13 protein-coding genes, 1 tRNA gene and 1 pseudogene are annotated in these 13,955 nt (G+C 58.7%); 8 read left to right on the forward strand and 7 right to left on the reverse strand.

Features of this window, described 5'->3' with window-relative positions; genetic code table 11:
• Positions 1-25: 25 nt before the first annotated feature.
• From ACR1XU_RS07865 to rpmH, 6 genes and pseudogenes are all read right to left on the reverse strand, one after another.
• Complete coding sequence (locus tag ACR1XU_RS07865) at positions 26-1,567, reverse strand: EAL domain-containing protein (RefSeq protein WP_480903559.1); 1,542 nt, start codon at positions 1,565-1,567, stop codon at positions 26-28.
• 70 nt (positions 1,568-1,637) lie between these two features.
• On the reverse strand, positions 1,638-2,531 hold the full coding sequence (gene ttcA / locus ACR1XU_RS07870; RefSeq protein WP_480903556.1) for a tRNA 2-thiocytidine(32) synthetase TtcA: 894 nt from the start codon (positions 2,529-2,531) through the stop codon (positions 1,638-1,640).
• Between the two features lie 44 nt (positions 2,532-2,575).
• Positions 2,576-4,192, reverse strand: coding sequence for an acyl-CoA dehydrogenase family protein (locus ACR1XU_RS07875; RefSeq protein ID WP_480903554.1), 1,617 nt, complete (start codon positions 4,190-4,192; stop codon positions 2,576-2,578).
• A gap of 70 nt (positions 4,193-4,262) precedes the next feature.
• Positions 4,263-4,508, reverse strand: coding sequence for a membrane protein insertion efficiency factor YidD (gene yidD, locus ACR1XU_RS07880; RefSeq protein ID WP_480903551.1), 246 nt, complete (start codon positions 4,506-4,508; stop codon positions 4,263-4,265).
• A pseudogene (rnpA, locus tag ACR1XU_RS07885) lies at positions 4,505-4,931 on the reverse strand (ribonuclease P protein component). The gene yidD and the pseudogene rnpA overlap by 4 nt, the downstream one beginning before the upstream one ends.
• A gap of 26 nt (positions 4,932-4,957) precedes the next feature.
• On the reverse strand, positions 4,958-5,092 hold the full coding sequence (gene rpmH / locus ACR1XU_RS07890) for a 50S ribosomal protein L34 (protein ID WP_005980833.1): 135 nt from the start codon (positions 5,090-5,092) through the stop codon (positions 4,958-4,960).
• Positions 5,093-5,388: 296 nt separating this feature from the next.
• Between rpmH and ACR1XU_RS07895 the strand changes: the two genes are divergently transcribed.
• From ACR1XU_RS07895 to ACR1XU_RS07910, 4 genes are all read left to right on the forward strand, one after another.
• Positions 5,389-6,120 (forward strand): TVP38/TMEM64 family protein, encoded by a 732-nt coding sequence (locus ACR1XU_RS07895; RefSeq protein ID WP_170678510.1) that lies wholly within the window; start codon positions 5,389-5,391, stop codon positions 6,118-6,120.
• A gap of 3 nt (positions 6,121-6,123) precedes the next feature.
• Entirely contained in the window at positions 6,124-7,542 is a 1,419-nt protein-coding gene (locus tag ACR1XU_RS07900) for a dihydrolipoyl dehydrogenase family protein (RefSeq protein WP_480903545.1), read from the forward strand.
• A gap of 15 nt (positions 7,543-7,557) precedes the next feature.
• The gene (locus ACR1XU_RS07905; RefSeq protein ID WP_170613802.1) at positions 7,558-8,943 is read left to right on the forward strand and encodes an ATP-binding protein; all 1,386 of its coding nucleotides are present in this window, start codon (positions 7,558-7,560) and stop codon (positions 8,941-8,943) included.
• Between the two features lie 64 nt (positions 8,944-9,007).
• A tRNA-Arg gene (locus tag ACR1XU_RS07910) sits at positions 9,008-9,084 on the forward strand.
• A 330-nt stretch (positions 9,085-9,414) separates the two neighbouring features.
• Here the strand turns inward: ACR1XU_RS07910 and ACR1XU_RS07915 are convergent.
• Complete coding sequence (locus ACR1XU_RS07915; protein ID WP_480903542.1) at positions 9,415-9,600, reverse strand: hypothetical protein; 186 nt, start codon at positions 9,598-9,600, stop codon at positions 9,415-9,417.
• Here ACR1XU_RS07915 and ACR1XU_RS07920 point away from each other — a divergent pair.
• From ACR1XU_RS07920 to ACR1XU_RS07935, 4 genes are all read left to right on the forward strand, one after another.
• On the forward strand, positions 9,568-9,951 hold the full coding sequence (locus ACR1XU_RS07920) for a phage integrase central domain-containing protein (protein WP_480915602.1): 384 nt from the start codon (positions 9,568-9,570) through the stop codon (positions 9,949-9,951). The genes ACR1XU_RS07915 and ACR1XU_RS07920 overlap by 33 nt on opposite strands.
• A 302-nt stretch (positions 9,952-10,253) precedes the next feature.
• Positions 10,254-11,204, forward strand: a complete 951-nt coding sequence (locus ACR1XU_RS07925) for an ABC transporter substrate-binding protein (protein WP_480903539.1) — start codon at positions 10,254-10,256, stop codon at positions 11,202-11,204.
• A gap of 79 nt (positions 11,205-11,283) precedes the next feature.
• Positions 11,284-12,321 (forward strand): quaternary amine ABC transporter ATP-binding protein, encoded by a 1,038-nt coding sequence (locus tag ACR1XU_RS07930; protein WP_170678494.1) that lies wholly within the window; start codon positions 11,284-11,286, stop codon positions 12,319-12,321.
• Positions 12,314-13,903, forward strand: coding sequence for an ABC transporter permease (locus tag ACR1XU_RS07935; RefSeq protein ID WP_480812539.1), 1,590 nt, complete (start codon positions 12,314-12,316; stop codon positions 13,901-13,903). The genes ACR1XU_RS07930 and ACR1XU_RS07935 overlap by 8 nt, the downstream gene beginning before the upstream one ends.
• Positions 13,904-13,955: the final 52 nt, after the last annotated feature.

Here is a 13,955-nt window from a genome sequence, read left to right on the forward strand (position 1 = left end):
ATTGCGCCTTGCAAAATCCCGGATTTCATCCGGTTTGCCGTCCAATCCCGGGAACCTTGTTCACTTTTGCGCGGTGCGAAGCGATCCAGTCGAGCGTCTGCTCGAATGGCATCGGCTTGCCAATTCCGAACCCCTGCACATGATTGCAGCCAAGCTGCGCCATCAGGGCATGCTCACCCGGGGTTTCCACCCCTTCGGCCAGTGTTTCCAGGTTCAACCGTTCCGCCATCGTCAGGATGGCACTGGCCAATTGTTGCTGACCGGGATCCCGATCGGATTTTGTCACAAAGGACCGGTCGATCTTGATCCGCGAAACATCAAAGCGCTTGATGGACGCGATCGAGGCATGACCGGTGCCGAAATCATCCAGATCGATACAGCATCCCAGCGCGGCCATTCCGGTCACATTGCGGGTGATGACGTCATCGGGCCGTTTGGCAAACACCGTTTCCAGAATTTCGACCGCAAGCCTGTCCGGAGACAGGTCAAACTGGTCCAGTTCCCATTTCAGGCGATCCATGAGCCCCGGATCGCGGAGTTCATCGGACGAGAAATTGACACCGATCCGTGGAATCATAACGCCAGCCCGGTCCCAGGCCCGCATGGCAGTGAACGCATGGTGGCGCATCGTATGGCCCAGCCGTTCCAGCAGTTCCGCCTGTTGGGCGAAGGGTAGAAACACCTGCGGGCCCAACACACCTTTTTGCGGATGCTCCCACCGGGCCAGTGCCTCAAAACCTGTGACGCGCCCTGTGTCCGTCGAGATTTGAGGCTGAAACCAGGGGCGAATTTCACCATTGTCCAACGCTGCCTCGAAATCCTTGCGCAGGTTTGTGCGGATCCGGGACCGGCGGCGCGTTTCGGCGGAATAGGCCCGAATGGTCGAAGGGCCGTTTCTTTGTGCTTCGGCAAGTGCGGCGTTCGCCGCCTCGATCCCGTCGGTTGCGTCGCCGTCGAAGTCATGAGGCATCAGGCAAAACCCGATCGAGCACGAGACGTAAAGCCCGGCACCATTCAGCATGATCGGTTCTTCGATTGCAGTTTGGATACGGCCGGACATCTGAATGCAGGATTCCAGGTCAAGATGCGGAGATGCCCCAAGACCCAAGGCGATTTTGTCTCTGCCGTCTCGGGTCACGATGTCCTGGGCCCGGATCGTGGACAAGGTCCGGCTGCAGGCCAGTTCGGCGATATGGGCGGCCGCCGCCTGCCCGTGCAGGTCTAGCAGCGACGCATAGTCATCCAGTGAAATCACGAAACAGGCCGAGCTTTCCATATTTTTCCTCGCCCGATCCAGAAGGAGCCCCAATCTGGTACGAAACACCTGATCCGGCATCATCCCGCCAGAGTTGTCGCGAAGTGAATTCCCAATCGCAGGCCAGATATTTGCAGCGCTTGCTCCGGCAAGGATCAGGGGCAAGCCCAATGCGACGATTAACAGCACTTGCTCTCCGCCGATCCAGAAGGCTGCAAGGCTGAGTGCCGGTATGAAGGCCAGTGCGGAAGGGCCGCTCAGGCCCGCGACAATCCTGTTGAGGACTCGTTTAAAGATCAATCGGTTCCGCATTGGTTCTAACGGCCTTCAGCTTGGACTCAGCGCGCAAGCCCAACCGTAGGAAACCAAACTGAGTCAGTCGTTAACGCAGACGCGGAATTTCGTCCGATTTTTCGTTTTTTTGACCCGGATCAAGCGAAAGATTCGCGAAATCGAACAATTTCGGGTCCAGCAGATGCGAGGGTCGCGCGTTTGTCAGGGCTCGGAACATCACCTGACGCCGGCCGGGGCTGTTCTTTTCCCACTGATCGAGAATCTGTTTCACCTGTTGGCGCTGCAAGCCGTCCTGACTGCCGCAGAGGTCACAGGGGATGATGGGATAGTTCATGGCGGTTGCGAATTTCGCGCAATCGGCCTCGGCCACATGGGCGAGGGGGCGGAAAACGAACAGGTCGCCTTCTTCATTCACAAGTTTAGGCGACATGGTGGCCAGACGCCCGCCGTGGAAGAGGTTCATGAAGAAGGTTTCGAGGATGTCGTCACGGTGATGACCCAGTACCACGGCCGAGCAGCCCTCTTCGCGGGCGATGCGATACAGGTTGCCGCGGCGCAGGCGTGAACACAGCGCACAATAGGTGCGGCCCTGCGGAACCTTGTCCATCACGACGGAGTAGGTGTCCTGGTATTCGATGCGGTGAGGAACTCCCATGCGTTCCAGAAACTCGGGTAGAACAGTGGCGGGAAAACCCGGCTGACCCTGATCCAGATTGCAGGCCAGAAGGTCGACCGGCAGCAGTCCGCGCCATTTCAACTCGTGGAGAACCGCAAGAAGGGTATAGCTGTCCTTGCCGCCTGACAGGCAAATCAGCCAGCGGGGCGGTTTGCCATCCTTGTCATGGGCGGACGGGTCCACCATCCCGTAATGCTCAATGGCCTCACGGGTCTGGCGCACGATGCGCTTGCGCAGCTTTTTGAACTCGGTGGTCGAGGGCGCACCAGCAAAAAGCGGGTGGAAATCGTCAGCTTCGTCAAACATGGGCTGCCCCTACAGCAGTTGCGGCAACCGGGCAAGTGGGCGGGTCAGCCCAGACGCGCCAGCAGGGCGTCGGTGTCCAGTCCTGTGACCGATCCTGGGATGCGACCGCTTTCACCTGACAGACGCGTGGCAATGAAGCCGTCGGCAACCGCGCCGGGGGCATGTCGCACCAACTGCGCCGCCGCCAACAAAAGTGCTGTACGCTCGGCGAACCACCGTGCCTCTGCCTCGGGTGGCAGGTCGGGCCAACGGTCGCGATGCGCCTTCAACGCTGCGTCATAGCCCCGGTCTGCGCCTCTTGCGGCGTCCAACTCGGCTTGCAGTACCTCGGCGGCCAGCGGTTCTCTGATCAGGGTGCGCAGAATGTCGAGGCAGATCACGTTGCCTGACCCCTCCCAAATGCCGTTTAGCGGGGCTTCCCGATAGAGCAGGGGCAGAGGGGTATCCTCGACATAGCCCATGCCGCCCAGCACCTCCATCGCCTCGGCCACGACAACCGGACAGCGCTTATTGTTCAGGAATTTGGCCAGTGCGACGCTGATGCGGGCAAAGGCCCTGTCTTCGGGCGACCTGCCATCGAATGCCTTCGCAACCCGCATCCCCAACGTCAGAGCGCTCTCCCAATCCAGTGCCAGGTCGGCCAGCACGGCGCGCATCAGGGGCTGGTCGATCAGACGGCGCTGAAACGCGGTTCGGTGGCTGACCCAATGATGTGCCTCGGACAGGGCGGCACGCATCAGTCCGGCCGGAGCCATGGCAGTGTCCAGCCGGGTGTGGTGCACCATTTCGATGATGGTCTGAACGCCAGCGCCTTCGTCGCCCAGCTGATAGGCCAGCGCGTCGTGGTATTCGATTTCGGCAGAGGCGTTGGATCTGTTGCCCAGCTTATCCTTCAGACGCATCAGATGGATCGCGTTGCGCTCGCCCTCCAGCCAGCGGGGAACAAGGAAACAGGTCAGCCCACCCGGCGTCTGCGCCAGCGTCAGGAAGCCATCCGACATCGGGGCCGAGCAGAACCATTTGTGACCGCGCAGACGCCAGTGATTGCCATCGCGGGTGGCAATGGTGGTATTGGCGCGCACGTCCGAGCCACCCTGTTTCTCAGTCATCGCCATGCCCAACGTGGCGCTGGCTTTTTGGTCGATCGGGCGCGTCGACGGATCATAGCTGTGCGCCATGAGTCTCGGGTGCCAGACCGAGGCGATCTGCTGATTGACCTCAAGCGCCGGGATCGCCGCATAGGTCATGGTCATCGGGCAACAATGCCCCGGCTCGACCTGTCCCGCCAAGTAGACCATGGCTGCGTGGGTGGCGTGCCCACCAGGCTGACCGTCCCAGGCCATTGCGGCGTAACCGGCGGACTGGCTGATCTGCATCATCTGGTGGTAGGCGGGGTGAAACCGCACCTCGTCCAGACGCCGCCCGCCCTGATCGAATACCCGGAGTTCGGGCGGCTGTCGGTTGGCTTCGCGCCCCAACTCTCGTGTCTCGGCGCCTCCAAGTGTTTTGCCGAAAGCCGCCAAAGGCGCTGCACGCGCGCCGGACGTGTTCACCGTGTCTCGAAGCACCGGGTCGCAGGCCCACAGGTCAATGTCACCACGAATTTGCGGTTGGTTGTGGACGGTGTGCGTGGGCAGAGTGCGGCGCGCGTCTGGTGACATCAGAACCTCGGGTTGGACTGATCCGAATGTTGAGCGCAGGTTCAACCGGGTCAAGTCTGACCGGGGGTCATTACGTTCTGCTCTGCTCGTCAGGGCTTTCCGGCACGGGGTCGTAGCCGTCACCGCCCCAAGGGTGGCATCGGCCGATCCGTCGTGCGGCCAACCACGCGCCCTTGAACGCACCGTGTTTTTCCAATGCTTCAAGCGCATAGGCCGAACACGTGGGCTGATAGCGGCAGTTGAACCCGACCCAGGGGCTGAAAATCAGCCGATAAGCCCTGACAGGCAGGGCAAGGATATGAGAGAACAGGGTCATTTCCGCGCACCGTGGATTTTGCGCAGCGCATAACGGAGGTCATCCAGAAGGGCGTCAAACGGGCGCGCGGCGGTCACTTCAGCGCGACCGACCAGTACATAGTCCCACCCATCAAGCCCACTGACGGGCAGCACCGCGCGGGCGGCCTCGCGTAAACGCCGCTTGGCGCGATTGCGGGCAACGGCATTGCCGACCTTCTTTGAACAGGTAAACCCGACACGCATTCCGGTCGCCTCGTCAGGTGCGCGTTTGCGGGCCTGCACCATCATCGAGGATGTGCCCTGTCTGCGCGCACGGGCGGCTTGCAGAAAATCGGATCGTTTCGTGAGAACGGTCAGAGTTTCAGGCGCGCAAACGGACGCCGCCGGGGGCGTTTCCCCGGGCTGGTTCTTACCATCCACGAGGGGCCTCCGGCGGCGTCATGTTCATAACCTGACAGGTCGAGCGGTTTACGCGCTCAGCGACTTGCGGCCACGAGCGCGGCGCGCGTTCAGGATCTTGCGGCCGGCCTTGGTGGCCATGCGCGCGCGGAAACCGTGGCGGCGTTTGCGAACCAGGTTCGAAGGCTGATAGGTGCGTTTCATCGCTCCGTCTCCAATCTATGCGGTCGGGTGCGGCGCGGATTCGCCTGCCCGTGGTGTTCGAAGCCCGTCCTCTACTGGGTAGCGGGGGGTAAGTCAAACCCCAAGGTGGGGGTTTTGGCGGCTTTTGCAACAATTCTGTAACCCAGCCCGTGAAAAGGTTTCAAAAAGACGGGTCAGCGGCGCCAAACCCTCACATTCCCGGACAAAAACATCAAGGCAGCGTGAGGCCCCTGTTGCCGAGGCGCCATGCGGCGCATGTTGTTTGAAGAATGAAACACACGAAACCGGACAGCCACATGAGTGATGCAACTCAGGCCCCGCGCAGAGGGCTTGCGCGACATATGCCGTTGCTGGTGATTCTTACCGTTGCAGCGGTGGGGTTTTTCACGCTGGGCGACTATCTGACATTCGAAACTCTGCGCGACAACCGCGAGGCGCTTTTGGCGTGGCGTGATGCCAATTACTGGGCAATGGCCGGTGCTTTCGTGACGATTTATATTGTCATCGTGGCATTTTCGTTGCCGGGTGCGGCGGTGGCCTCGATGACCGGCGGGTTCCTGTTCGGACTGATCGCCGGAACCGTCTTCAACGTATTTGCGGCCACGGTCGGTGCATCGGTGATCTTTCTGGCCGCGCGCTGGGGGTTGGGCGAAGCCCTGACGGCTCGCCTCGAATCTTCGGAGGGCAGCATCAAAAAGCTCAAGGACAGTTTGCGCGAGAATGAAATTCCGGTGCTGTTTCTGCTGCGCCTTGTACCCGTCGTGCCGTTTTTCGTGGCCAACCTTGTGCCCGCTCTGGTGGGCGTGAAATTCCGCAATTTTCTGATCACCACGGCGCTGGGCATTATCCCCGGAGGGATTGTGTACACCTGGATCGGCGTGGGGCTGGGCGGTGTGTTCGACCGGGGCGAGACGCCTGACGTTTCGCTGCTGTGGGAACCCTTTGTCATAGGTCCCATCATCGGCTTGTGTGTGCTGGCCGCTTTGCCGATTGTCATCAAATCCGTTCGAGGCCGAAAGGACGCCTGATTCATGCAAGATCTGAAAGCCGATATCCTGGTGATCGGAGCCGGGTCAGGGGGGTTGTCCGTGGCCGCAGGGGCCAGCCAGATGGGGGCAAACGTCATCCTGCTGGAAGGTCACAAGATGGGCGGCGATTGCCTGAACTTCGGATGTGTTCCGTCCAAAGCCCTGATCGCCAGCGCCAACGCAGCCCATGCGCAGGCCCATGCCTCGGCGCTGGGCGTGGCGGATGTGGCTCCGCAGGTGGATTATGCTGCGGCCAAGGATCACGTCCGGGACGTTATCGCCCAGATCGAACCGATGGACAGCCAGGAGCGGTTCGAGGGTTTTGGCGTCAAAGTTATCCGAGAATATGGCAGTTTTGTTTCTCCGACCCATGTGCAGGCGGGTGGTCACCTGATCACTGCGCGTCGTGTGGTGATCGCGACGGGTTCGTCCCCTTTGGTGCCGCCGATCCCCGGGTTGGATCAGGTGCCGTATTTCACCAACGAGACCATCTTTGACCTGCGCGACAAGCCCGATCACCTTCTGATCATCGGCGGCGGGCCCATCGGCATGGAAATGGCGCAGGCCCATATTCGGCTGGGATGCAAAGTCACTGTGATCGAAGGGATGACAGCACTGGGCAAGGATGACCCCGAAGCGGCCGCGGTTGTTTTGGAGACTTTGCGCGCGGAAGGCGTGGTGATTCACGAAATGGCATTGGTCGCGCAGATCAGGGGCAACGCTGGTACGATTGAGGTAGTGACCGAGAATGGTGACGTCTTCTCGGGCTCGCATCTGTTGCTGGCGGCGGGCCGCAAGGCAAACACAGACCGCCTGAACCTTGAAGCCGCCGGGATCGAGCTGACCCCTGCCGGGATTAAGGTTGACGAGGCGTTGCGGACCACCAATCGCAAGGTCTATGCCATCGGTGACGTCGCTGGTGGGCTGCAATTCACCCATGTGGCCGGATATCACGCCGGGATTGTCATCCGCTCGGCGCTGTTCGGCCTGCCGTCCAAAGCGAAGACGGCGCATATCCCGTGGGCCACCTATACTGATCCGGAACTGGCGCAGGTGGGTCTGACCGAAGCGCAGGCGCATGCACACCATTGTGACAAGGTCGAGGTCGCCCGTTTTGACTATCATCACAATGACAGGGCGATTTCCCAGCGGAAAACGAAAGGCTTCATTAAGGTCATGGTCGTAAAAGGCCGGCCCGTGGGCGTTACAATCGTGGGTCATCAGGCGGGCGAACTGATCAACTTGTGGTCGCTGGCTCTGGTCAATAATCTGAAGATGGGTCAGGTCGCCGCGATGGTGTCCCCCTATCCGACGATCGGAGAGCTTAACAAACGCGCGGCGGGCGCTTATTTCTCGCCAAGGCTGTTTGAGAATCAGGCAGTTAAACGAGTGGTCAGGTTCGTCCAGCGCTGGATCCCCTGACCGGGAAAGGAGCGCATATTGAACTCGCTGTCGGGCCGATTTCTGATCCTGACGACGGTCTTCGTGATGTTGGCCGAGGTGCTGATCTTTGTCCCATCGATTGCGCGGTTCCGCGAAGATTTCCTGCTGAACCGGCTTGAACGGGCGCAGATCGCCTCGCTGGCGTTGCTGGCTGATGACATGCTGGCCGAAGATCTGGAGGCCGAACTTCTGGCCAATGCGGGCGTCTACAATGTGGTGTTGCGGCGTGACGAGGTGCGTCAGCTGATGCTGTCCTCACCGATCCCCGAGCCGATCACCAAGACGTACGATCTGCGCGACGCGAGCCCTTGGGTTCTGATCCGGGACGCGATGGCCCGGCTGTTCACTCCGGAAAACGAAGTCATCCGAGTGATAGGCGAGCCGGTCAAGGGTGCCGGGCTGCTGATCGAAGTGACGATCGACAGCGCGCCGCTGCGCATGGCGATGACGGACTACGGCCTGCGAATTCTGGGGCTGTCCTTCGTGATTTCCATCATCACCGCCTTTTTCCTGTTTCTTGCGGTGCGTGTCGTTCTGGTGCGTCCGATCAAAAGCGTGGTCGGATACATGCAGCGTTATGCCAGCGCACCTGAGGATGCGCGCGGCATCATCTCGCCGGATTCCCGGGTGACGGAACTCAGGGAAGCCGAGGAGGCCCTGCAAATGTTGCAGAAGGAGCTGACGCAGGCCCTGAAACAGCGTGAACGCTTGGCTCAGTTGGGTGGGGCCGTGGCCAAGGTCAGTCACGATTTGCGCAACATCCTGACCTCGGCACAATTGTTCACGGACCGCATCGAAGCCAGTGACGATCCGGTGGTTCGGCGTCTGGCCCCCAAGCTGGTGAATTCGATCACCCGTGCGGTGTCCTTATGTGAAAGCACGCTGGCATTTGGCCGCGCCGAGGAACCGGCACCCACATTGACCATGGTCCGGTTGCGCGATGTCGGTGAAGATGTTGTGGCCAGTGAAAGGCTGGCGGTTGCCGATTCTTGCGTGGAAATTGTCAACAACCTGCCGCAGGACCTGATCGCCCGCGCCGACCCCGAGCAGATGTTCCGGGTCATGATGAATCTTGTTCGCAACGCGCGTCAGGCGCTTGTCGCCTCGGGCAAGCCCGGGAAGATCACGATAGAAGGCCGTGAAGACGACGACAGCTGGTGCGTTGAAATCCGCGACAACGGTCCGGGCCTGCCCCCCAAGGCGCGGGAAAACCTGTTTACCCCGTTTCAGGGCGGCGTCCGCAAAGGAGGTTCGGGCTTGGGCCTCGCGATATCGCAGGAACTGGTGCGCGGACATGGCGGGGATCTGGTGCTGAAGCACACAGGTCCTGACGGAACCACCTTTGAAATAAGCCTGCCACGCGGCGACCGGACTTTTTGAAAGTTTTTTTGAGAATCGACTTGCACGTCCCCGGACCTGGGTCTAAATACCGCCTCACCAACGCGGACCGATAGCTCAGCTGGATAGAGTACTTGACTACGAATCAAGGGGTCGGGGGTTCGAATCCTCCTCGGTCCGCCACTTGGTGATTTCCCTGAATTTTGTTGAACAATACTAGGTCGCTAAAACCTTTGCGTTATATGATTGTAGCCGCGCTAGCGGGTTTCATTGAATTTTCGCCAATGACACCAGTATACTTTCATTAAGTGGTATTTTTTGTCGTAGTTTCATGTCGGCGCTCAGCGGAATACTGGCAAAGAAGCTGGTAGATAATCTTGGTCCGGGACGACACGGTGACGGTTCTGGCTTGTATCTTGTTGTAGATCCATCGGGCGCACGGTTTTGGATCGTACGTGTTACGGTCAAAGGGCATAGAACCGCACGGGCGCGCCGCTTCGAACGGAATTCGGTTTAGGCGGCGCGGATGTCGTCAAACTGAACCAGGCTCGAGAACGAGCCCTCGAATAGCGGCGAATAGCGAAAGCCGGGTGGAACCCGCGCTTCAACGCCAAGCGCGAAATTCCAACTTTTAAAGAACTCAGCCGGCTGGTTCACATTGGCCGCCTGCCAACATGGAAGAATGCCAAGCATCGCCATCAATGGCTCAACACTTTGCGCGATTATTCGTTCCCCAAGATGGGCCGTATGCCCGCAGATAGCATCGATCAGCCCGAAGTGCTGATGTGCCTGTCGCCCATCTGGACCGAGAAACACGGAACCGCAAAGCGACTGTCGTTGCGGATAAGGACGTTACTCGACGTGGCGAAGTCCAACGGCTTTCGCTCGGGCGAGAACTCGGTGACCGCAATCCGCGAAGGTAAGATGCTGCCCAACGTCAAAGCCAAGGTCCAGCACCATGACGCGATGCGTGGCGAGAGGTGCCCGCGTTCTAAACCGAGTTGCAGACCCGCTCTGCTGTGGCTGCCAAGGCGCTCATATTTGCCTTAAAACAGCGTTCGATGTGTTCTGTGTGACATACAAAAGCCGGCTTCGGGTTACTCGTGACATTACTTGCGAATCCTAAATAGTCGAAACTATTTTGCGATAATTTCCAATACAGGAACTAGAATAACGTATCTCTTGATGGGCAGCGCGCTCGCGTGCTTCACTTTTGTGGCTATGTCAGCCTCAAGTTTCGCTGGCCAAAAAGGACCGGAAGGCACGACCTTCCCGAAAAAAATTCCAAGCGCACCACCGTCCGAAAGGGTGAGAAAAACAAGCGCGGAAGTTTCCCAATATGGAGATACCAGATGAAAAGAATTGCAACGCTACTAGGAAGTGCTTCGGTCGCGATTGCCGGCCCGGCTATGGCCGCAGATATCGTGATCGGTGTGCCGAACTGGGCCTCGGTGAATGCCACGGCACATATTCTTGAGGTGGTGATCGAAGAAAACCTTGGTCTGGACGTGGAACTGCAAAACGGCACGAATCCGATTGTCTTCGAAGCCATGGACAGCGGCTCGATGCACGTCCACCCAGAAGTGTGGATGCCCAACCAGCAAAACCTGCATGACACATATGTCAAAGAAAATGGCACGGTTGTCATGAACCAAAACCCGGTTCAGGCCGAGCAGGGCATGTGTGTCCCGACCTACATCGCTGAACAGCATGACATCAAGTCAATTGACGACCTGAGTGACCCGGACAAGATGGCGATCTTCGATACAGACGGGAATGGTGCGCCTGAGGTCTGGATCGGTGCTCCGGGCTGGGCTTCGACCGTTGTCGAGAAGATTCGGGCCAAATCTTATGGCTATGATCAGATATTCGACCTGACGGAATACGAGGAAACCATCGCCTATGCCAACCTGGCAAACGCGACCAAGGCGGGCGATCCGTGGATCGGGTTCTGCTACAGCCCCCACTATATCTTCGTGACCCAAGACCTGACGGTTCTTGAAGAGCCGGCTCATGACCCTGCCACCTGGACAATTGTTCAGCCAACCGATGACCCGGATTGGCTGTCGAAATCCGAAGCGTCCACGGCCTGGAACGGCGCAACTCTTCACCTGCACTACGCGAAAGAGCTGGAAGAGAGTTATCCTGAAGTGGCCGCTCTGTTCAGCAACTATCAGATGTCAGGAGATGATCTGAGCGCGATGGGCAAGGCTCTGGCTGTAGACAACGTCGAAGCCGCGGATTTTGCCAAGCAGTGGGTGGCAGAGAACGAAGATACCGTGATCGGCTGGCTAACCAACTAAACTACGACCTTGCGGGCCGTCGCGGAAAATCGCGGCGGCCTTTTTTCTGTTGGGCAGGGCTATGCCCTGTGGGGGATAAATGGACGAACCTGTCGTAAAACTGGAAAACGTTTGGAAGATCTTCGGCGCACGTGCTGAAGAGGCAATGCAAGCTGTCCGAGACGAAGGAATCGGCAAGCCGGAAGTTTTGGAACGGTTCAACTGCGTTGTCGGTGTTCAGGGTGCCACATTCGAAGTGCCGCGTGGCGAAATTTTCTGCATCATGGGGTTGTCCGGTTCGGGCAAGTCCACGTTGGTACGACACGTGAACAGATTGATCGAGCCGACGGCCGGCCGGATCGAAATCCTGGGTCACGATGTATCGAAACTATCGGAATCCGAATTGCGCCGCATTCGCGCCCAGCAAATCGGCATGGTCTTTCAACATATGGCGCTTATGCCTCATCGTTCCGTCCGCGATAACGTGGCTTACCCCCTGGAGATCAGAAAGGTCCCGAAATCCAAACGTTGGGCTGTATCGGATCACGCTTTGAGCCTGGTAAACCTAACGGGTTATGAGGACCGCCTGCCCAAGGAACTTTCCGGCGGTATGCAGCAACGTGTGGGGATCGCGCGGGCGCTGGCGTCGGACCCTGAAATCCTGTTGATGGATGAACCCTTTTCCGCCCTTGACCCTCTGATCCGCCTGCAGTTGCAGGACCAGTTCAAGGCGCTTGTGGCGCAGCTAAAAAAGACCACGCTGTTCATCACTCATGATCTGGATGAAGCCATTCGCATAGGTCACCGAATTGCGATCATGAAAGATGGGGTGATCGTACAGATCGGCACGCCGGAGGATATCGTCATGAACCCATCAGACGATTACGTGCGCGAATTTGTTCAGGGCATCTCCAAGCTCAAACTGGTCAAAGCGCATTCAATCATGGAACCAATGGACAGCTATTCAGGGCCACTCGACGGTGCGCCTAGGGCGGACGAAGGCGCGGATCTGGACCAACTGATCGATCTGGCCGTGAATTCCGAATTGCCGGTCGTCATTACGGATGCGGGCAGTGACGTGGGTGTCGTGACCAAGCCACGCCTGTTGCGTGGTATTCAGGGGGGCAAAAATGACTGACGCAACTTCTGAGCTTAAAGTAACGGCCGCTTCTGACATCGAGGTTGATCGCGAGGCTCTTGATATTTCAATCAAGAAGTTCGCTGGTCCGAACGGAGCCTACTACGTCAGCGCCTTTCACAAAATCCACGATGCCACCAGTGCAATTCCCAACACGTTCAACACGTGGGCGGCGGTGCTGGGGCCGTTCTGGTCCGCGTCACGGGCCATTTGGGGCATGTTCTGGACGTTTCTGATCCTCGAGATCATCGCTTGGGTCCAAATTGGCAGAGGTGCGTGGGGCAATCCGGGTGCGGATTTTGCAGAGCGTGCCGCACGCCAGCAAGAGCGCGCAGCCGAACTGCTGGCCCGAGCGGCGGACGCAACTGAAAAGGCGGATATCGACCGGTTCACCAAGCTGGCTGAGAACATTCAGAAAGCGGCTGATACCAGCTTGGAAAGGGCCGCTGCTGCCCAGTCCGAGGCCACGGGTATTCTTATCACCGGGTTGCTGATGTTGCTGGTTTTCAAGGTGGTTCAGGGTTTGTATGCCGACCGTGTCTACGAAAAACAGTATTCAAACTGGCGTATCGATCCGGGCAGCACGGAAAGCGGACGCTCGACCCGAAACACGGTTTTGGGCGCAATCCTTGTCGCCGCCATTGGTCCCTTGATCGTTTACAAGTTCACCGTAAACGCGTCGCTTCCACTGTTGGATGCCTTCCCCGAGCAGCAGGTGTCCGCGATGATATTGGGAGAGGGCAACGGCACGTTGTTCTCAAACCTGGCTGGCTGGATGGAAGAAAAGATAGACGCAGCCGCCGCAGCGGGGGGTGACGTCTTCGACGGGATTGTAGCCGGTGTGCGTTCTGTTCTTGATGCGTTGACCGTCGCACTAATCGGCTCACCATGGCCGGTTGTCATGCTGGTCATTTGTGTGACGGCATGGCGCGCGGCGGGACCAAGGGTTGCCATTTTCACGGCAGCTTCGTTGGCCTATATCGCTTTGCTGGGATATTGGGACGTGGCGATGGAAACCGTTGCGCTGGTGGGTGCAGCGGTGTTGCTCTGCGTTGTCTTCGGCATTCCGCTGGGTATCTGGTTTGGCAAGTCTAAGCGCGCTTATCGCGCGGCGGAACCGGTGCTGGACTTGATGCAGACCCTTCCGGCCTTCGTTTACCTTATCCCGATCATCGCCTTCTTTGGCACGGGCAATCCGCCTGGCATTCTGGCAACGATCATCTTCGGAATGCCGCCGGTTATTCGACTGACGGCGCTGGGCATGCGTGGGGTTCCGGAGAGCATCAAGGAAGCCGCCGTCGCCTTTGGTGCCTCGAAATGGCAGTTGCTGAAAGACGTGGAAATCCCGCTTGCCTTGCCATCGATCATGACAGGTGTGAACCAGACGATTCTGATGTGCCTGTCCATGGTTGTAATCATCTCGCTGATCGGCGGCGGCGGCCTGGGCAAAGAAATCCTGGAGGCACTGCAATATGCTGCCAAGGGGCCGGGCCTGCTGGGCGGCTTCGCAATTCTGTTTCTCGCCATGGTCATGGACAGGATCGTGCAAGGCGCATTCCGGCGAGAAGACGAGAAAATCTAACCATCTGCGCCCCCGGTTCTTTCCGGGGGCGTTTTTCATTGACCGGAGAAAA

Source organism: Ruegeria sp. D1(2025), assembly GCF_056536425.1.